Source organism: Tahibacter harae (assembly GCF_024437735.1).
Taxonomy (GTDB): Bacteria; Pseudomonadota; Gammaproteobacteria; order Xanthomonadales; family Rhodanobacteraceae; genus Tahibacter; species Tahibacter harae.
Map to the genome: position 1 here is coordinate 263,229 of NZ_JANFQO010000003.1, position 19,463 is coordinate 282,691.

Here is a 19,463-nt window from a genome sequence, read left to right on the forward strand (position 1 = left end):
ACTCCTGGTCGGAACACCGCCCGATTATGCCGATCCGTGCGCCGCCGTGCGGCCCTGGCACCAAACCTTTGACACTGTATGATGCGCGGCTCCGCGCCTAGGCTGCGCGGTCAAAGTACCCGAGATCCGTCCCCGATGAATCCGCGCCGCCTCCCCGCGCGGCGGCTGGCCGCCCTGGCCGCCCTGGCCGTCGCCGCCGTCCTTGCCCTGCCCGCCGCCGCCCATACCAACCAGAAGGGCCTGGACCGGCGCAATCTGGATGAAAAGACCGCCGCCTGCAGCGACTTTTTCCAGTACGCCAATGGCGGCTGGCTGGCCAGCAATCCGATCCCGCCGGAATACAGCCGCTGGAGCCTCGACGACGAGATCCAGCAGCGCAACGAGGACGTGCTGCGCCAGGTGCTGGAAGCGGCCGCGGCCAAGCCCGAGCCGGCCGGCAGCAGCACGCAGAAGATCGGCGACTTCTACGCCGCGGCCATGGACGAGGCGGCGGTGGAAAAAGCCGGCGCCGCGCCGCTGCAGGCCGATCTGGCCCGGATCGCCGGGCTCAAGGACAGCGCGGGCATCGCCGCCCTGCTGCGCGACTGGCATGCCCGCGGCCACCAGGTCCTGTTCGCGTTCGGCCCCGAGTCCGACATGAAGAATGCCGGCCAGGCGATAGGCTATGCGACCCAGGGCGGACTGGGCCTGCCCGACCGCGACTACTACTTCCGCGACGATGCCAAGTCCAAGGCACTGCGCGGGCAGTACCGCGACTACATCGCCAGCCTGCTGGCACTGCTCGGCGACGACGCGGCCAAGGCCAATGCCGATCAGGTGCTCGCACTGGAGACGCGCCTGGCCAAGGATTCGCTGGACCCGCTGGCCCTGCGCGATCCGAACAACTACTACCACCTGCACAGCGTGGCCGAGGCGGATGCGAAGACGCCGCATTTCTCCTGGGGCACCTACTTCGCCGCGCTGGGCCGCGGCGACATCACCAGCTTCTCGCTGGCCCAGCCCGGTTTCTTCGCCGCGATGGACAAGGCCCTGGCTGAAGTGCCGGTCGCGCACTGGCAGGCCTATCTGCGCTTCCACCTGGCCGACGGTGCCGCGCCGCACCTGTCCAAAGCCTTCGTCGAGGCCGAGTTCGGCTTCCGCGACAAGACCCTGCGCGGCGTGGAAGTGCTGAAACCGCGCTGGAAGCGCGCCATAGATGCCACCAACGATGCCCTCGGCGAGGCGGTGGGCCAGGTCTATGTGGCCAAGGTGTTCCCGCCCGCGGCCAAGGCCGGCGCCGAGCAACTTGTGGAAAATCTGAAAAAAGCGCTGCGCCTGCGCATAGAAAAGCTGGACTGGATGGACGCGGCGACCAAGCAGGCGGCCTATGCCAAGCTCGACACCCTGGTGAGCAAGATCGGCTATCCGGACCGGTGGCGCGACTACTCCGCGCTGAAGATCAGCCGCGCCAGCTACTACGCCAACCGCGACGCGGCCACCGCCTTCGAGGCGCGCCGCCAGTACGCCAAGATCGGCAAGCCGGTGGACCGCGCCGAATGGGCCATGACGCCGCAGACGGTGAACGCCTACTACAACCCGCTGCAGAACGAGATCGTCTTCCCCGCCGCGCAGCTGCTGCCGCCCTACTTCGACGAGACCATGGACGCCGCGGTCAACTACGGCGGCATAGGCTCGGTCATCGGCCACGAGCTGCTGCACGGTTTCGACGACCAGGGCAGCCAGTTCGACGCCAAGGGCAACCTGACCAACTGGTGGAGCGAGGCCGACCGCAAGCAGTTCGAGGCGCGCACCGACAAGCTGGTGCAGCAGTTCGATGGCTATGTCGCGGTGGACGATCTGCATATCCAGGGCAAGCTGACCCTGGGCGAGAACATTGCCGACCTGGGCGGGCTGCAGGTGTCCTGGGATGCCTTCCAGCTCGCCAGCGCCGGCAAGCCGGCGCCGGACGTGGACGGCCAGACGCCGGCGCAGCGCTTCTTCCTCGCCTTCGCGCAGGCCTGGCGCACGGCGCAGCGCCCGGCTGCGCTGCGCCTGCAAGTGCAGTCCAACGAGCATTCGCCGGCCAAGTGGCGCGTGCTGGGGCCGGTGACCAACCTGCCCGAATTTGCCGCGGCGTTTTCCTGCAAGGCCGGCGACGCGATGGTCGCGGATCCGGCCCGGCGCGCCGTGATCTGGTAATCCGAAAAAATATACGTGTATTCAACCCAGCATCCGCCGCGGCGGGAACAGCGTCACACGAGGCAGCTCATGAATCATCGTTTCATCAAACCCCTGGTCCTGGCCCTGAGCCTGGCCTGCAGCGGCGCGGTCCTGGCCGAGAAGGTCGAACTTACCCGCGGTCTGGACACCAAGCAGTTCGATGCGCAGAAGCCGATCTGCAGCGACCTGTTCGGCTACGTCAACGCGACCTGGCTCAAGAACAACGCGATCCCGGCCGACCGCTCGACCTGGGGCAGCTTCGAGCAGCTGGACGAAGCCTCGATCCACGCCACCCATGAAATCGCCGAGGACGCGGCCAGGAAGCTCGCCTCGCTGGACGCTGACTCCATCGAAGGCAAGATCGGCGCGTTCTACACCAGCGGCATGGACGTGGCCGCCGCGAACAAGGCCGGCGTGGCCCCGATCGGCGACTGGCTCAAGCGCATCGACAGCCTGAGCAGCCCGGACGAGATCATCGGCCTGATCCACGACAGCCACGCCCAGGGCCTGGGCCTGCTCTTCATGTTCACCGGCGAGGCGGACTTCAAGAATTCCTCCATGGAAATCGCCTACGCCTTCCAGGGCGGGCTGGGCCTGCCCGAGCGCGCGTATTACCTCGAAGACGGCAAGGACGGCAGCTACAAGAAGATCCGCGAGGCCTACCGCGCCTACATCGCGCAGGCGCTGGAGCTGGCCGGCACGCCCAAGGCCGCCGCGGCCAGGCAGGCCGAGACCGTGTTCGCCTTCGAGAAGCGCCTGGCCACCGCCTCGCTCGCGCCGGTGGAACTGCGTTCGCCGGAGAACCAGTACAACTTCGTCACCCTGGAGCAGGCGCAGAAGCAGAACCCGCACCTGGGCTGGAACAAGTTCTTCGCCAGCCAGAACCTGTCCGACAGCAAGGGCTTCTCGCTGTCGCAGCCGAAGTTCTTCGCCGAGGTCGACAAGATGCTCGGCGACGTGCCCGCCGCGGACTGGCAGGCCTATCTGCGCTTCAAGACCATCGACGGTGCCGCGCCCTATCTCAGCGACGCGCTGGCCGAAGCCCACTTCGGCTTCCACGGCAAGACCCTGCGCGGCCAGCAGCAGAACAAGCCGCGCTGGAAGCGCGTGATGGAGACGGTCGAGGACAGCATGGGCATGGCCCTGGGCCAGCTCTACGTGGAAAGGAACTTCCCGCCGGAAGCCAAGCGCCGCGCCCAGGAACTGGTCGACAACCTGCGCAGCGCGACCAAGGTGCGCCTGGAAAAGCTGGACTGGATGGGCGAGGAAACCAAGAAGAAGGCGCTGGAGAAGTGGGCCTCGTTCACGCCCAAGATCGGCTACCCGGAAGAGTGGCGCAACTGGGACGGGCTGAAGGTCAGCCGCGACAACTATTTCGGCAATGTCGCCGCCGCGGCCAGGTTCAACCACGACTGGGCCATGGCCAAGATCAACAAGCCGGTGGACCGCCGCGAATGGGGCATGTCGCCGCAGACGGTGAACGCCTACTACAACCCGCTGCAGAATGAGATCGTGTTCCCGGCCGCCATCCTGCAGCCGCCGTTCTTCGATCCCAAGGCCGACGACGCGCTCAACTACGGCGGCATCGGCGCGGTGATCGGCCATGAAATCCTGCACGGCTACGACGACGAAGGCAGCAAGTTCGACGCCAAGGGCAACCTGGCCGACTGGTGGACCAAGGAAGACCGCGAGAAATTCGACGCCCGCGCGGCGAAGCTGATCCAGCAGTTCGACGACTACGTCGCCATCGACGGCCTGCACGTCAAGGGCAAGCTGACCCTGGGCGAGAACATCGCCGACCTCGGCGGCCTGAACATGTCCTACGATGCGTTCAAGCTGGCGCAGTCGCGCGACAACAAGAACCCGGACGAGAAGATCGACGGCCTGACGCCGGACCAGCGCTTCTTCCTCAACTTCGCCCAGGTGTGGCGCCGCGCCTTCCGCGACGCCGAACTCAAGCGCCGGCTCAATGTGGATCCGCATGCGCCGGCGCAGTTCCGCGCCATCGGCGCGCCGTCCAACATGCCGGCCTTCGCCCAGGCCTTCGGCTGCAAGAGCGGCGATGCGATGGTGCGCGACGGCGAGCGCCAGGTGAAGATCTGGTAATTCGCGCGCAGCGGAGCATCAGGCAAAGGGCGCTTCCGGGCGCCCTTTGTTTTTTCAGGCCCGCTGCTGCGGCCTGCCGCATCGGCGGGTCGTTCGCGGCGGTACGATCGCGCTGCCGTTGCGGCAGCGGCGCGTATCGCCCGGCGCGGATTCCGCGACAAGCGCAGGGAGCATGTCCGTAGAATCGGCCGCACCGTTCCCAGGGAGTGTCGTGATGAAGAGCCGATCCGCCGCCTTCGCGGCCGCCGCGCTGCTGGCCGCCGGACAGGCTGCGGCCCAGCTGCTGCCCGGCGGCACCGACGCCGATCCGGAAAAACTGCGCGCCACCGAAGCCCTGGGCCTGCGCATCTACCGTCACGATCGCGCCGCCGCGCTGGCCACGGATGCGCTGCTGGCCAAGCGCAAGTACCGCAACGACAAGCGCGTCAGCGGCTGGCTGACCGAGGCGCGCGAAGACGCCGTGCTGGTCAGCTTCGTCAGCGGCCGTGACGGCGAGGCACCGGCGATCCTCTACCAGATCACCGTGCCCGACGGCGATGCCCGCCGCATCAAGCCCGAGGCCGTCGACCCGCCCAGGTCGCTGGCCCCCTCGCAGCAGAACGCCCTGCAGGCACGCAAGACCGTGCTGCAGTCCCGGTACGAAGCCTGCACGCCCAGCTACAACACGGTGGTGCTGCCCAGCGACAGCGGCGGGCCGGGCTGGAGCGTGTTCCTGCTGCCGTCGACCACGAACGCGAAGCAGATTCCGTTCGGCGGCGCGCACCGCATGGAAGTCAGCGGCGACGGCATGACCATCACGCAGTCGCGCAGATACACCAACACCTGCATTGCCTTCGACCGCGGCGCCATGCCGCGCAAGGCCGAGGAAGCGGCGCTTTTCGTCAGCCACCTGCTGGATCCGGCGCCGACGGAATTGCACGTGTGGCTGAACCAGATGATCGGCAAGCCGGTGGTCGTGATGACGTCGACCAACCGCTCCATCTGGATGGTGAGCGACGCGCGCATCCGGTTCCTGGAGAAAAAAGACGACGGTGGTGCGCCCGCAGCGGACGATGCCGCCGCAACCCGGCCGGCCGGCGCGGCCGGCGACTGAAACCGCCGGCCGCGCCGTGCATCATCTACGGCGCAGCCGGTTCCGGCTTTGGTCCTGGATGCATCCATCCAGGACGAATCATTCATACAGGACCGATCAGTCCAGGATGATGTGCGGCAGGAAGCGCGAGGTATCGCGCGTGATCAGCGTGGTGTCCTCGCGTATGCCGATGCCGGCGGCGCGGTCGGCCACGACCCAGCTGCCGATCACCGCATAGTTGCCGTCGAACCGCGGCAGCGGATGCACGGCCTGGCGTATCCACGGCGCGTCGTCGTAAGGACCGGCGGCGACGTGCTGGCTGCCGTCGGGCAGGATCAGCGTGACATTGGCGCCCTCGCGCGAGTACAGCGGCTTGCGCACCCAGCCCGGCCCCAGCGCGCCGCTGGTCCCGGTCTCGAAATGCGCTTCCAGCAGGTTGGGATGGCCGGCGTGCTTCTGCCACAGCAGCGGCAATATGCCCTTGTTGCTGAGCAGGGTTTTCCACGGCGGCTCGATCAGGCGTATGCCCGAGCGCGGCAGGGCCGGGCCGAAGCGGTCGGCGAAGAGGAATTCCAGCGGATACAGCTTGAACAGCGCCGGGATCACGTAATCGTCCAGATCCGTGAAGCGGCTGTCGGTGGAAAGCCCGATGTCTTCGATCGCGATGGTGCGCGTGTCTATGCCGGCCTGCTCGGCGCAGTCGCGCAGGTAGGCGATGGTGCCCTGGTCCTCCTGCGACTCGCGCATGGCGGAGAAATACAGCGGCTTGGGCAGGTCCGGCGCGATGGTGGCGAAGGTTTCGACCAGCAGATCCTGGATCAGGTTGTACTGGTCGGCGTTCTGGGCGATGACGCCGCGCTGCTTCTGTTCCTCCAGCCACACCCATTGAAAAAACGCGGCTTCGTACAACGATGTCGGCGTGTCGTAGTTGAGTTCAAACAGCTTGGCCGGCCCGTTGCCGTCGTAGGCCAGGTCCATGCGGCCGTACAGGTGCGGCTCGCCGCGGCGCCAGGATTCGGCGATCCAGTCGCGGTAGTCCACCGGCACGGCGAGGCGGTCCATCAGTTCCTCGCTGTTGACGATCTCCTCGACCAGGCCCATGGCCATCTGGTGCAGCTCGAAGGTGGGATCTTCCAGATCCTGTTCGATCTGCTGCAGGGTGAAGGCGTAGCAGGCGCTTTCGTCCCAGTACGGCTCGCCGTCGATGGTGTGGAAGCGGAAGCCCAGCCTGGCCGCGGTGTCGCGCCAGTCCGGGCGCTCCGGCGTGAGGATTCTGCGCATGCGTCAGCTGCCGGAAGAGCCGCCCCAGCCGCCGCGGGCGCTGGAGGAAGAACCGAAGCCTGAACGCGACATGGTCACGGCGCGCGTCGGCGCCTGCATCGCGCTGCGCGAGACGGTGGCGTTGCCGGTGCTGCGCGCGACCGGCTGGCCGCCGGAGTTGATGTAGCCACCGCTGCCGAAGGTGGTATGCGAGTAGTACAGCGGCTGCGACTGGTAGTAGTTCGGCCGGCCGGCGTAATAGCCCAGCGCGTAGGCCGCCATCAGCGGTATGTACTGGATGCCGGCGCCCTGGTTGACCGCCTGGCACTTGGCCGCGCCGAAGTCGGTCTCGCAGTCGCTCTGCGAGGTGTAGCGCGGCGCGACGCGCTCGTGCTCGGACTTGGCGTGATCGAAGGCGGCTTGGCACTGGTCCTGGGTCAGGCGCGCGCCGGCGACGCATTCGGCCACGTCCTTGTACAGCACGGCCTCTTCCTGCGCCTCGCAGGCCGTCAGCAGGACCGGCGCGGCCCCCATCAGCAGCAGTCGTACGGTGGGAGATCGTTTCATGGCGCTTACCTCAGTAGCTCATGCTGGCGGCGTTGAGCAGTCCGACCGTGATCGACACGGCGGCGGCGAAGATGCCGGCGGCGCGCTCGTCGCGGGCAATGCGGCCGGGCAGGTCGGGAATCAGCGCGCGCACGGCGAAGAAGGCGAACAGCTGCACCACCAGCGCGACGGCGCCCCACAGCACGCAGTCATACAGGCTGACCGCATGCGAGATGGCCGCATGCAGCGGCAGGGCGAAACCGATCAGCGCGCCGCCGAAGGCGATCGCCGCGGCCGGCTTGTTGTCCTTGATCAGGGCGAATTCGGCGTGCGGGGTCAGGCGCACATAGACCAGGCAGAACACCAGCACCAGGCCTATGCCTATGCCGAAGTAGGACAGAAAGGCCGGCACGCCGCCGAGGTAGTTTGCGATCGATTCCATGGCTTTGCTCCTGTCTTCAGGTGATGGTGAGGTCGGCTTGGCTCACGTCCACGCCGACCGAGAACGTGATGCAGTATTCGTCGGGGCCGTAGTCCTCGGCGCTGACCAGCACGTATTCATAGCGGTCCAGCCCGGGCACCTGGCGCTGGTACAGCATGGCATAGTGCGTCAGGTCGTAGTCGGGCTCGCGGAAATCCTTGTTGTATACCTTTTCATCGAACACCACCGGCGGCGCCCAGCCCGGCGTGCCCATGTCGCCCCAGACGCGGTCGTACTGCTGCCCGCCCAGTTCCAGCTGCGGCGCGCCGATCAGCGAACCGCGCTTGACCCAGTCGTTGAAGGCGGCCTGGTTGGGCGGATTGCGCGTCTCGTGGAACACGAACAGCTTGACGTCGTCGACCTGTCCGGCGGTGGTGCTGACCTGGACGAAGGCGTCGTCGGTCAGGTAGTAGCGGTGCAGGCGCGAACCGCCGCCCAGCTCGACCTCGCCCCAGGCTTCGATCAGCTGGTTGCCTTCCGGCGCGACGAACACGAGGCGGTCGCCGGCGACGCGGAACGGCAGGCTCTCCACGCCGACCGCGCCCTTCAGGCGCAGGCCCAGCGGCCCCGCCGGCGCGAGTTCCGGTTGCTCTGGTTTGGATCCGAACAGCTTTCCCAGCCAGCTCATGATGTACAGACTCCCCACTTCACGCGCGCCGGATCGACGCGCTGGTCGGCAATGTAATAGAGCGTCGCGTTGGCGGCGACGCGGTCAGTGTCGGGCGGGTTGAGGCGCGGCTCCGCGCCGATCCCGGCGGTATAGCCGAGCAGAGTCACGCCCAGCTCGTGCTTGAAGAGGTTGAACAGCTTGCCGTAGTTGAGGCCGGCGCATTCCGACGGCACGCGCAGGCTGAACTGGGTCGCGCCGCCGGCGACCGACAGCAGTTCCGCCGCGACCGCCGCGCTGCCGGCGTCCTGGGCCGCGCGCACCATCACTTCCACATGCAGCGGCAGCACGCATTCCACCTGGGGATAGTGCGCCTTGAGCACGGCGCAGGTGTCGCTGCGGTCGAAGGTGACGACGACATGGCCGCGCGGCTTGTTGGCCAGCACGGCGAAGGCGGCGGCGAGGGTCTGCTCGTCGCTGGCGGCATTGACGATGACGCGGGCCGCGGCGGTGACGGAGGCACGCGCATACGCGCTGGGATCGGCCAGGGATTCCAGCCGCACGAAGCGGATCTCCTCCGGCCGCGGGTTTTCCATTTCCTCGGTGGCGACCAGGACTATGCCTTCGTCGTCGGTGCAGCTGTCCTGGCGCAGCAGGTCTATGGTGCGCAAGGTGTCGCGGCCCATCCAGCCCACCACGACGGTGTGGCCGCCCATGGCGGTGTAGCTGTGCTTGCCCATGGCCCTACGCCTCCAGGTGTCGATCAGTCCGGTCGTGGCCTTGCCTATGAACATGGCGAACAGGGTGACGCCGCCGGGCAGCAGCCAGAGTATGGCGACCCAGCGCCCCTGGTCGCTCTGCGGCGAAAGATCGCCGTAGCCGATCGTGGTCGCGGTGACGATGTAGTAGTAGAACCAGGCGGTGGGCTCGACCAGCTTTTCCTCGCCGGCCAGCTGCATCAGTTCCCAGCTGACCAGGCTGTGCAGCAGCACCACGCCCAGCAGCACGCCCCAGCTCATCAAGGCCAGATGGCGGTGGAACGCGCGCATCAGCCGAATCCATACCGGCATAAGCCCTCCCCGACCGCCCCCTTTCCCCGTGGCGGATTCTACTCGCTGCATTGCAACCGGCCGCCCTGCACACCCGCCGGCCGCAGCCGGCGGGCGCAGGGTTCAGCTGGTCTTCTGGCCCGCGGCGACGTGGTCCAGCTGCGGCACACTGTCATGGCCCAGCGCTTTGGGCGCCGGCGTCTCGAAGCGGGCCAGGATGGACTCGGCCGAGGATTCGCCCGGCACGATGCCGGCCTGGGCCAGGCGGCGCTGCAGGTCGGCGTCCTCGCCGGTGTGCGCGGCCATTTCCTCGGCCACGGACAGCTGCGCGGCGCGTTCGGTCTGGCGCTGCTTGATGCGCTCCAGCGAATCCAGCGCGGTGCCGAGCTTGGCACCGGTGCCGGCATGCTGGGCAGCCAGGGCGGCCTGGGCACGCTGCACGCTTTCGGTCGCCTTGACCGTGTCGATCTGCTGCTTGAGGCGCTGGATCACCGTTTCGGCCTGGCGCGAGGACGCCTGCAGCTTGGAGATGCTGTTGTCGTACTCGCCGATGATCTTGGCTTCGGTGGCGATGTCGGCTTCGACCGTGGCGAGCTTGGCCGCCACTTCCTGGGCCAGGCCGCGGTTGTCGCGCGCCAGGGCTTCGCGGATGTAGTTGCTGTATTCGACCTGCTTGGCTTTCTTGTCGTTGAGCTTGTCGTTGGCGATCTTGCGCTGCGCCATGATCTTGGCGAGGTCGTCGCGGGCGCGCAGCAGTGCGTTCTGCGCATCGCGCACTTCCTGGTCCAGGATGCGCATGGCGTTGGCGTCGACGACGGCGGTGCCGGCCTCGTGGGCGGCGCCGCGGAACAGGGTGATGATCTTGGTCCAGATGGCCATGGGGCTCACTTCAGGTGGTCGGCGAAGGCCTCGGCGGCCTGCAGGGTGTTGTCGGCCAGCACGTGGATTTCCTCGACCACGGCGGGCAGCGGCGAGCGGCTGGAGAGTTCGCCGAAGACGATGTACAGATCCTCGCCGCCGACACTCTGCAGGCCGAGGTTGGACAACGGATTGAGCGGATTCAGGCGCAGACAGGCTTCGTTGAAGGCGTTGCGGTCCTTGACCTGGCTGGCCAGGCACAGCGGCGAGGAAACGAAGATCTGCTCGCCGGACACGGCCAGCTGCAGGGCGAGGTCGCCGTGCTCGTGCATGGTGATGCTGACGGTGGGATCGACGCCGCCGACGAGATTGAGTTCCACACCTTCGAGGTCGGCGCTGGCATCGGAGCGCAAGGCCTCGTAGAGGGATTCGGTGGTCCAGGGGGTGTTCACGACGTTTCAAGCCTCCTGCGCTGTATCGTGATGAAGGACGCTGCCAAGGCAACGTGCGGGAGCGGCAGGAGCGAACAGCCGCCCCCGCTTGCGCCGGGCGCGGACGGTAATCTGAGGCCTGTAAACAGACCGTGCAAGTACCGCCGGTAGTGCCGGCGGCCGAGGCGCTTGCGACGTCATGCCGCAGGCGCCGCGCAAAAAGAAAGCCCGGCTTGCGCCGGGCTTTCGGTTACCGCTTCAACGACTGCGCGATTACTTCTGCGCTTCCAGCTCGGTGCGGCGGTTGCGCGCACGGCCTTCCTTGGTGTCGTTGGTGTCGATCGGACGCGATTCGCCGTAGCCGGTCGGGCCGGACAGGCGGCTGGAATCGATACCGTGCGAGGTCAGGTAGTCGTACACGATGCGCGCGCGGCGCTCGGACAGACCCTGGTTGTACTCGTCGGTACCGACCGAGTCGGTGTGGCCGATGACTTCCACGCGGACGGCCGGGTTGCGCTGCAGGGTGTCGACGGCCTGGTCCAGGATCGCGATCGAGTCGGCGGTCGGTTCCTGCAGGGTCGGGTTGATGTTGGTCTCACCCTTCTTCGGACGGTCGAACTTGAAGTTCACGCCGCGCAGGTCGATGGTGACCGAGATCGGGCAGCCATCCGGGCCGACCTGGGTGCCGGCCGGGGTCGAGGCGCAGCGGTCGTCGCAGTTGTTGACGCCGTCGCCGTCGTCGTCCAGGTCACGGCAGGAGGTTTCTGCCTTGGCCGGCGGCGGGGTGACGGTCTTCTCGACGGTCGCCGGAGCGGCTTCGCCGCCGAAGCTGACCAGCAGGCCGACGCTGGCGATCGCGTCGAAGTAGCCGGTGTCGTCGGAAGCGCTGTAGTAGGCGCGCGAGTTGTTGTCGCGGTCATAGCGGGCAGCGAGTTCGCCGCGGAAGGCGAGACGGTCGCTGAAGCTGTGCTGCACGCCGCCGCCGACGGTGACCATCGGATCCCAGCCGTGCTTCTTGAACGGGCCGATTTCGCTGCCGGAGATGGCGGCGTGACGCAGGAAGCCGAAGCCGCCCATCAGGTACGGACGCCAGGAAGCGGCGCTGTCGCCGAAGAAGTAGCGGCCGGCGATGCCGACGCCGACGTTTTCGAACTCATGACCGTCGCGGATCGAATCGCTTTCGAAATCAGCATTGTTGTGGGTGATTTCGAAGTCGACGGCGAGGTTCGGGGAAGCCCAGTAGCCGATGCCCAGTCCGGTGAACAGGGAGGTGTCGGTTTCGCGGTCGCTGTCGGGGATGACAGCGCCGACGCGCGGGACGATGTACCAGTTGCTGTAGTCCTGCGCCTGGGCGGCAGTACCGAAGCCGGTCAGTGCCAGGGCAATCAGGGCAAACAAGCCATTACGTTTCATTCGGAGTCTCCTCATTGGTGTTATCGCGCGCGTCCACTCCACCCCGTACGGACGCAAAGCTCGTTCACTTTAACAAGTAAAAGTGTTGATGGCGTGGCTTAACATTTGGCCCATTCCATAGGGCGGGCGGCAGTCTAGCAAAATCAATCACCTGTAACCACCGCCCGCCTCACTCGTTCACGATCTGCTCAGTACGCTCTTAACAATTCAAGCAGTTATTGCGCAAACAGCGCCATGAATTCGTGAACGGGCGTGGCCTCGAAGCGCGCGGTGTCGCGGCACAGCTCCAGGATGGCCTTGCTGCGGCGCAGCGAGAGATGGCCGCCGATGGCATCCTCGAACTTCTGCAGCAGCACGGGAATGCCCTCGGCGCGGCGCTTGCGGTGGCCGATGGGATAGTCGATGGAAACCTTGTCCGTGGAGCTGCCGTCCTTGAAGAACACCTGCACGGAGTTGCCGATGTAGCGCTTGTCCGGATCGAAGTAGTCGCGGGTGAAGTCCGGGTTTTCCTTGACCACCATCTTGTCGCGCAGGGCGTCGATGCGCGGATCGGCGGCGACGTTGTCGTTGTAGTCGTCGGCGGTCAGGCGGCCGAAGATCAGCGGCACGGCGACCATGTACTGCAGGCAGTGGTCGCGGTCGGCGTAATTGGCCAGCGGGCCGGTCTTGTCGATGATGCGCACGCCGGCTTCCTGGGTTTCCAGCTCGATGCGCTCGATCTGGTCGAGCTTGCCGGCGACGGCGGAATGCAGCTTGAGCGCGGCTTCCACCGCGGTCTGGGCGTGGAATTCGGCCGGGAAGCTGATCTTGAACAGCACGTTTTCCATCACGTACGAGCCGAACGGACGCTCGAACTCGAACTGCTTGCCCTTGAAGGCGACGTCGTAGAAGCCCCAGGTCTTGGCCGTCAGCGCCGAGGGATAGCCAACGCAGCCCTTGACCGCGTTCAGCGCGTGGGTCACGGCGCGGCGGCAGGCGTCGCCGGCGGCCCAGCTCTTGCGCGGGCCGGTGTTGGGCGCGTGGCGGTAGGTGCGCAGCACGCCGTTGTCGATCCAGCTGTGGCTGACGGCGTTGACGATGTCTTCCTTGCTGCCGCCGAGCATGTGGGTGGCGACGGCGGTGGAGGCCAGGCGCACCAGGATCACGTGATCCAGGCCGACGCGGTTGAACGAGTTCTTCAGCGCGTAGCAGCCCTGGATCTCGTGCGCCTTGATCGCGGCGGTGAGCACGTCGCGGATGGTCAGCGGCGCCTTGCCTTCGGCCACGTTCTTGCGGCTGAGCCAGTCGGCCACGCCGAGGATGGCGCCGAGGTTGTCCGAGGGGTGGCCCCATTCGGCGGCCAGCCAGGTGTCGTTGAAGTCCAGCCAGCGCACCTGCACGCCGATGTTGTAGGCGGCCTGGACCGGATCCAGCTCATGGCTGGTGCCCGGCACACGGGTGCCGCCGGTCATGTTCGCGCCCGGCACGACCGGACCCAGGTGCTTGACGCACTCGGGAAACTTCATCGCCAGCATGGCGCAGCCGAGCGAATCCATAAGCATGTAACGGGCGGTGTCGTAGGCTTCCTTGGAGTCGACGGAGTAGTCGGCCACGTAATTGGCGATGTCGACCATGGGCTGGTCGGGATCGGGTCGCTTGGCCGAGCGGATATCGAAGTGCGCCATGGCTGTTCCTTGGAAGCGGGCGGGAGAAAGGGCGCGCATTCTGCCAGATCCGGCGCCGGAACCCGAGCCCGGCAGCAGATCCCCGCGCCCGGTTCAAGTGTCAAATAACATGTCAAGCCGGGGTTTTGCCGCTTGACCTGGGCCGGCCCAGCCGCTACTTATTCGCGGATCGAAGGGGAGTAGCTCCTCGCGCGCAGATCGTCATCACGGGCTACGCCCCGGTCGCGCGGCTGATGTCACCGTTTCCCGGTAACGCAGTGAGCAAGACCTTCGCCGGACCCGGCGAAGCCTTGCCTGCACGTTCTGTCGTGTCCGTCTGCCAGCCTGACATTCAGCCAACCCCGGGGTTTTCATGGAATTTCTGTCGCCAGACTTCTTCACCGCGCTACTCGCCATCGTCCTCATCGACCTGGTGCTGGCCGGCGACAACGCCATCGTGATCGCCCTGGCCGCGCGCAGCCTGCCCAAGGATCTGCAGAAAAAGGCGATCTTCTGGGGCACCGCCGGCGCCATCGTGGTGCGCATCCTGATGACCCTGGTCGTGGTCTGGCTGCTGCATTTCCCCGGCCTGATGCTGGCCGGCGGCCTGCTGCTCATCCCTATCGCGCTGAAGCTGCTCAGCGAAGACAAGCACGACGAGGCCGAAGGCCACGAGTTCAAGCGCACCAAGGGATTCTGGGGCGCCATGCGCACCATCATCATCGCCGATGCGCTGATGGGCCTGGACAACGTGCTCGGCGTCGCCGGCGCCGCCCACGGCAATTTCCTGCTGGTGGTGATCGGCCTGCTGATCTCGGTGCCCATCGTGGTCTGGGGCAGCACCCTCATCCTCAAGCTGGTCGAGCGCTATCCGATCGTGATCTACATCGGCGCCGGCGCCCTGCTGTGGACGGCGGGCAAGATGATCCTGCACGAGAAATTCATCGCCAACTGGATCGGCGGCAATACGGCCATCGAGATCGCCGCCTATGCCGCCATCATCGGCGGCGGCCTGGCCTTCGGCTGGATGCGCGAGAGATCCCGCCGCGCCAAACAGGAAGCCGGCAACGGCGCCTGACCGCCCCGCCAGTCCCGCAACACCCGCGTCCCACGACAGCCGGCCCCGCGCCGGCTGTCGCGTTTCAGCGCCGGCCGCGCACCGGCGCGAATCCCACTCCACCCCGCCCGGCGGGATTGAGTTGCCCTCTCCATCCATTCCATGCAAGGTGCGCCGACCTGAAGCAAGGCAGACGGCGCATGAGCCACTACCCGCATCTACTCGCTCCGCTGGACCTGGGTTTCACCACGCTGTCCAACCGCGTGCTGATGGGCTCCATGCATACCGGCCTGGAAGACAAGGCCGGCGATTTCACCAAGCTGGCCGCGTATTTCGCCGAACGCGCGCGCGGCGGCGTGGGGCTCATCGTCACCGGCGGCATTTCCCCGAGCGTCCGCGGCTGGCTCAAGCCCTTCTCCGGCCGCCTTTCCATGCCCTGGCACGTTGCGCGGCACCGCAAGGTGACCCGGGCCGTGCAGGCCGAAGGCGGCAAGATCTGCGTGCAGATCCTGCACGCGGGCCGCTACGGCTACCATCCGCTGTCGGTGGCGCCGTCGAAGATCAAATCCCCGATCACACCGTTCACGCCGGCCGCGCTGTCCGCCCGCGCGGTCGAAGCCACCATCGCCGATTTCGTCAACAGCGCGCGCCTGGCCCAGGACGCCGGCTACGACGGCATCGAGGTGATGGGCTCCGAGGGCTATCTGATCAACCAGTTCCTGGTGGAACGCACCAACCGCCGCGACGACGCCTGGGGCGGCACGGCGGAGAAACGCCGCCGCTTCCCGGTGGAAATCGTGCGCCGCACGCGCGCGGCGGTGGGGCCGGACTTCATCATCATCTACCGCGTGTCCATGCTGGACCTGGTCGAACAGGGCCAGAGCTGGGACGAAGTGGTCGCGCTCGCGCGCGAGATCGAGGCCGCCGGCGCCACCCTGATCAACACCGGCATAGGCTGGCATGAGGCGCGCGTGCCGACCATCGTCACCAGCGTGCCGCGCGGCGCCTTCACCTGGGTGACGCAGAAGATGCGCAGCGAGGTGAAGATCCCGCTGATTACCACCAACCGCATCAATATGCCCGACGTGGCCGAGGCGATACTGGCCCGCGGCGAGGCCGACATGGTCTCCATGGCGCGGCCGCTGCTGGCCGATCCGCAGTGGGTGAACAAGGCCCGTGCCGGCCGGCCGCAGGCGATCAACACCTGCATCGCCTGCAACCAGGCCTGTCTGGATCACGTGTTCGAGAACAAGCGCGCCAGCTGCATGGTCAATCCGCGCGCCTGCTTCGAGACCGAGCTGACCATCACCCCGGCCGCGCAGAAGAAGCGCATCGCCGTGGTCGGCGCCGGCCCGGCCGGACTGGCCTGCGCCACTACCCTGGCCGAGCGCGGCCACCAGGTGGTGCTGTTCGATCAGGCGGCGGAGATCGGCGGCCAGTTCAACATGGCCAAGCGCATTCCGGGCAAGGAGGAATTCTTCGAGACGCTGCGCTATTTCCGCCATCGCATCGAGGAAACCGGCGTGGAGCTGCGCCTGAACACGCGCGTGGAAACCGCGCTGCTGGCGCAGCAGAATTTCGACGAGGTCGTATTCGCCACCGGCGTGCATCCGCGCAAGCCGGCCATACCCGGGCTGGATCACCGCAAGGTGGTCAGCTATTACGACGTGCTCGCGCGCAACCGGCCGGTGGGCCGGCGCGTCGCCCTGATCGGCGCCGGCGGCATAGGCTTCGACATGGCCGAATTCCTGACCCAGGCGCATCCCTCGCCCAGCACCGATATCGCGCGCTGGTCGGCCGAATGGGGCGTGGACCTGGACTACACCCGGCGCGGCGCCCTGGCCAAGCCGGAACCGGAGGCGGCCGAACGCCAGGTCTGGCTGCTGCAGCGCACGCCGGGCAAACCGGGCGAAAAACTCAACAAGACCACCGGCTGGGTGCACCGCGCGGCGCTCAAGGCCAAGCAAGTGCACATGCTTGCCGGTGTCAGCTACGAACGCATCGACGACGCCGGCCTGCATATCCGCATCGGCGAAAAGAGCGAAGTGCTGCCGGTGGATACCGTCGTGCTCTGCGCCGGCCAGGAATCCAACCGCAGCGATTTCGACGCGGCGGTCGCCGCCGGCATCAAGGCGCATGTGATCGGCGGCGCCAGCGTGGCGGCCGAACTCGATGCCAAGCGCGCGATTGCGCAGGGCACGCGGCTGGCGGCGACGTTGTGAGGAGCGGGATTCGAGAATCGGGATTCGGGATTCGCAAAAGCGGGTCGAAGCTGCGGCGGGAATCGCGAATCTCCGGACGTCGAATCCCGAATCCCGTCCCCCTACTCCCGGCTCCGAATCTCGCATCCCGGCACCAACCATGAACCGAATCCTCGGCACCACGCTGTTTTTCCTGGTTGCCACTGCGGCGCAGGCAGAATGCGTCGCGCCGGATCCGGCGGCGACAGCGCGCTGGGTGTACGAGCACGCGGCTTCGTTCTACGTTTCCGGCGAAGGCAAGGCGCACTATCTCTCGCCGCAGCTGCTCAAGCTGTTGCAGCGCGACTGGAAATGCCAGGAGCCCGGCGAAGTCTGCGCGATCGAAGCCTATCCCTGGACCGACACCCAGGACGGCGACGTGCTCGCGCCGGTCGAATTCAAGCTGGTCAACGAGAACCGCCAGGCCGCCACGGTGGAGATGAGTTTCCGCTTCGGCTGGGAAGATTCCGCAGAAACGGCCAAGCCCATGCGCATCCGCCTCAAGCTGGTGCGGCCGGCGGATACGGGCTGCTGGCTGCTGGACGATATCCTGCACGGCAAGGCGTCGTTCAAGCAGGGGCTGAACGGCTGGCCCTACGAAAATCCCTGAGCCGCCTTCCTTAACCCGCACGCAATACCCACCAATCGAGATGCCGCCGGCCGGCCGCACAGGCGGCTACAACGCCGTCCCTTCGCCAGCAGCCGATTCATCCGACCACGGCCGCACACACCAGCCCGCGGCGCCGATCTCCAGCCGCGTATCCAGCCCCAGCTGCGCGAGAAACGCCGCATCGTGGGAAACCACCACCAGCGCGCCGTGGTATTGGCGCAGCATCTGCTCCAGCGCCTGCAGCGATGACAGATCCAGATGATTGCTGGGCTCGTCCAGCAACAGCAGTCCCGCCGGCTGGTCGCGGTACAGCGCGCAGGCCAGCGCCGCCTTGAGCCGTTCGCCGCCGCTGAGCTGGCCGGCGGGGCACGCGACCGCGGCGCTGTCCAGGCCGAGCAGGGCAAGACGGCTGCGCAGCTCCGCTTCGTTGGCCCGCGCCTGCAGCGCCAGCAGTTGCGGCAACAGCGCTTGTTGCGCATCCAGCAGTTCCAGGCGCTGGCCCAGATAGGCCACCGGTACGTGCAGCGCACACTGTCCGCCCGGCGGCGCCAGCGCCGCACAGAGCACCTTGAGCAAGGTGGATTTGCCGCTGCCGTTGGCGCCGGTCAGGCCTATGCGCTGGCCGCCGGCAATGACCAGGTCCAGCGGCCGGCCCGCGGCCAGGCCGTAGGGCAGTATCACCTGATCCAGCACCGCGGCGCGCCTCGGCGCCGCGGCCGCGGCCGCGGCCGGCGCGAACACGACGATGTCCTGCTCCGGCTCTACGCGCTGCGCCGCCGCGCTCACCTGTGCTGCCAGTGCTTCGCGTCGCGCGGTCTGCTGCTGGTCCAGGCGGCCGGCACTCTGCTCGCTGCGCTGTTTCTGCAATCCCAGCAGTATCGGCGCCTGATTGGCCTGGCGGCCTTCGCGCTGGCCGCGGCTCTGCCGGCGCTGCTGGCGTTCGCGCTGTTCGCGCAGCTCCGCCTCGCCGCGGCGCCGTTCCAGCCGCGCCCGCGCCAGTTCCTGCGCCGCCTGGCCGCGTTCTCCGGCGCGGCGCGCGACATGGAAATCGTAGCCGCCGCCGTAGTCATGCAATCCCGCAGCGGAAAGTTCCACGATGCGCTGCATCGTGCGCAGCAGCTCGCGGTCGTGGCTGACCAGCAGCAGGCCGCGCGGCCACTCCCGCAGCCGGCGCTGCAGCAGCTCGCGCTGGGCGCGATCCAGGTGATTGCTGGGTTCGTCCAGCACCAGGAAATCCGCTTCTGACAGCCAGGCGCCGGCCAGCGCCACGCGCGTGAGTTCGCCGCCGCTCAGGCTGTGCGCCGGCTGCTCCGCGGCGAGGTGTCCCAGATCGTGCTCGCGCAACACCGCCTCCAGGCGCTGGCGCATATCCCAGTGTTCGCCGACGCGGTCGAAATCCGCCGCCGCCGTGCTGCCGGCCTCAATGCGCGCCAGCGCGGCGAGCACCGGCGCCACGCCGGCCACCTGGGCCACCGTGGCTTCCGCCGGCGGGACGATCTGCTGAGCCAGGTAATGCACGCGGCCATTGCGCCGGCAGCGTCCGGCAGTGGGCTCCAGCCGGCCGCAAAGCAGTTGTGCCAGCACCGATTTGCCCACGCCGTTGCGCCCGATCAGCGCGGTGCGGCGCTGGTCGAGTTCGAGGTCGATAGCGGAAAACAGCGTACGCCCGTCGGGCAATACGAACGCGGCGCGTTGCAGCGCCAACGAAGGATTCGTCATGCAGACTCCAGCAGATGCCAGGACACGATCCACCCACGCGGGATGGTCTCGATCAGGCCGTCGCGCGGACGGCGGCATCACTGGCGCATTGGACGAATACCTCGTGCAGCAGGGAAGGAACGCCCATGGTAGCCCGGCCGTGCACGGCGCGGCAACGCGCCGGCGCTGCGAC

16 protein-coding genes are annotated in these 19,463 nt (G+C 67.2%); 6 read left to right on the top strand and 10 right to left on the bottom strand.

The window, feature by feature from the left end:
* Window positions 1-135 precede the first annotated feature (135 nt).
* The 3 genes from NM961_RS04545 (at window position 136) to NM961_RS04555 (ending at window position 5,398) form a co-directional block, all read left to right on the top strand.
* Entirely contained in the window at window positions 136-2,178 is a 2,043-nt protein-coding gene (locus NM961_RS04545; RefSeq protein WP_255911834.1) for a M13 family metallopeptidase, read from the top strand.
* A gap of 69 nt (window positions 2,179-2,247) precedes the next feature.
* On the top strand, window positions 2,248-4,305 hold the full coding sequence (locus NM961_RS04550) for a M13 family metallopeptidase (protein ID WP_255911836.1): 2,058 nt from the start codon (window positions 2,248-2,250) through the stop codon (window positions 4,303-4,305).
* A 214-nt stretch (window positions 4,306-4,519) separates the two neighbouring features.
* Window positions 4,520-5,398 carry a hypothetical protein gene (locus NM961_RS04555; protein WP_255911838.1) on the top strand — a complete coding sequence of 293 codons (879 nt, stop codon included), beginning with the start codon at window positions 4,520-4,522 and terminating at the stop codon, window positions 5,396-5,398.
* Window positions 5,399-5,494: 96 nt separating this feature from the next.
* Here the strand turns inward: NM961_RS04555 and NM961_RS04560 are convergent, their stop codons facing one another.
* The 9 genes from NM961_RS04560 to NM961_RS04600 all read right to left on the bottom strand — a co-directional run bounded on the left by NM961_RS04560 (window position 5,495) and on the right by NM961_RS04600 (window position 13,686).
* Entirely contained in the window at window positions 5,495-6,658 is a 1,164-nt protein-coding gene (locus tag NM961_RS04560; protein ID WP_255911840.1) for a glutathionylspermidine synthase family protein, read from the bottom strand.
* A 3-nt stretch (window positions 6,659-6,661) separates the two neighbouring features.
* Window positions 6,662-7,204: a DUF1190 domain-containing protein gene (locus NM961_RS04565; RefSeq protein WP_255911841.1), complete on the bottom strand. Its 543-nt coding sequence runs from the start codon at window positions 7,202-7,204 to the stop codon at window positions 6,662-6,664.
* A 10-nt stretch (window positions 7,205-7,214) separates the two neighbouring features.
* Window positions 7,215-7,625 carry a DUF350 domain-containing protein gene (locus NM961_RS04570; protein WP_255911843.1) on the bottom strand — a complete coding sequence of 137 codons (411 nt, stop codon included), beginning with the start codon at window positions 7,623-7,625 and terminating at the stop codon, window positions 7,215-7,217.
* A 16-nt stretch (window positions 7,626-7,641) separates the two neighbouring features.
* Entirely contained in the window at window positions 7,642-8,292 is a 651-nt protein-coding gene (locus tag NM961_RS04575) for a YjfK family protein (RefSeq protein ID WP_255911845.1), read from the bottom strand.
* A complete protein-coding gene (locus NM961_RS04580) occupies window positions 8,289-9,320 on the bottom strand; it encodes a potassium channel family protein (protein WP_255911847.1) in 1,032 nt (343 codons plus the stop codon). The genes NM961_RS04575 and NM961_RS04580 overlap by 4 nt, the downstream gene beginning before the upstream one ends.
* A 123-nt stretch (window positions 9,321-9,443) precedes the next feature.
* Window positions 9,444-10,199: a PspA/IM30 family protein gene (locus NM961_RS04585; RefSeq protein ID WP_255911849.1), complete on the bottom strand. Its 756-nt coding sequence runs from the start codon at window positions 10,197-10,199 to the stop codon at window positions 9,444-9,446.
* A gap of 5 nt (window positions 10,200-10,204) precedes the next feature.
* Window positions 10,205-10,630: a YjfI family protein gene (locus tag NM961_RS04590; RefSeq protein WP_255911854.1), complete on the bottom strand. Its 426-nt coding sequence runs from the start codon at window positions 10,628-10,630 to the stop codon at window positions 10,205-10,207.
* Window positions 10,631-10,882: 252 nt separating this feature from the next.
* A complete protein-coding gene (locus tag NM961_RS04595; RefSeq protein WP_255911856.1) occupies window positions 10,883-12,022 on the bottom strand; it encodes an OmpA family protein in 1,140 nt (379 codons plus the stop codon).
* A 215-nt stretch (window positions 12,023-12,237) separates the two neighbouring features.
* A complete protein-coding gene (locus NM961_RS04600) occupies window positions 12,238-13,686 on the bottom strand; it encodes a bifunctional 2-methylcitrate dehydratase/aconitate hydratase (RefSeq protein ID WP_255911858.1) in 1,449 nt (482 codons plus the stop codon).
* Between the two features lie 352 nt (window positions 13,687-14,038).
* Between NM961_RS04600 and NM961_RS04605 the strand changes: the two genes are divergently transcribed.
* From NM961_RS04605 to NM961_RS04615, 3 genes are all read left to right on the top strand, one after another.
* Window positions 14,039-14,743: a TerC family protein gene (locus tag NM961_RS04605; RefSeq protein ID WP_255911860.1), complete on the top strand. Its 705-nt coding sequence runs from the start codon at window positions 14,039-14,041 to the stop codon at window positions 14,741-14,743.
* Between the two features lie 179 nt (window positions 14,744-14,922).
* Window positions 14,923-16,944: an NADPH-dependent 2,4-dienoyl-CoA reductase gene (locus NM961_RS04610; RefSeq protein ID WP_255911862.1), complete on the top strand. Its 2,022-nt coding sequence runs from the start codon at window positions 14,923-14,925 to the stop codon at window positions 16,942-16,944.
* 139 nt (window positions 16,945-17,083) lie between these two features.
* Window positions 17,084-17,572 (top strand): DUF3828 domain-containing protein, encoded by a 489-nt coding sequence (locus NM961_RS04615; protein ID WP_255911864.1) that lies wholly within the window; start codon window positions 17,084-17,086, stop codon window positions 17,570-17,572.
* Between the two features lie 66 nt (window positions 17,573-17,638).
* Here NM961_RS04615 and NM961_RS04620 read toward each other — a convergent pair whose 3' ends face one another.
* Window positions 17,639-19,291 (bottom strand): ATP-binding cassette domain-containing protein, encoded by a 1,653-nt coding sequence (locus NM961_RS04620; protein WP_255911867.1) that lies wholly within the window; start codon window positions 19,289-19,291, stop codon window positions 17,639-17,641.
* Between the last annotated feature and the right edge of the window lie 172 nt (window positions 19,292-19,463).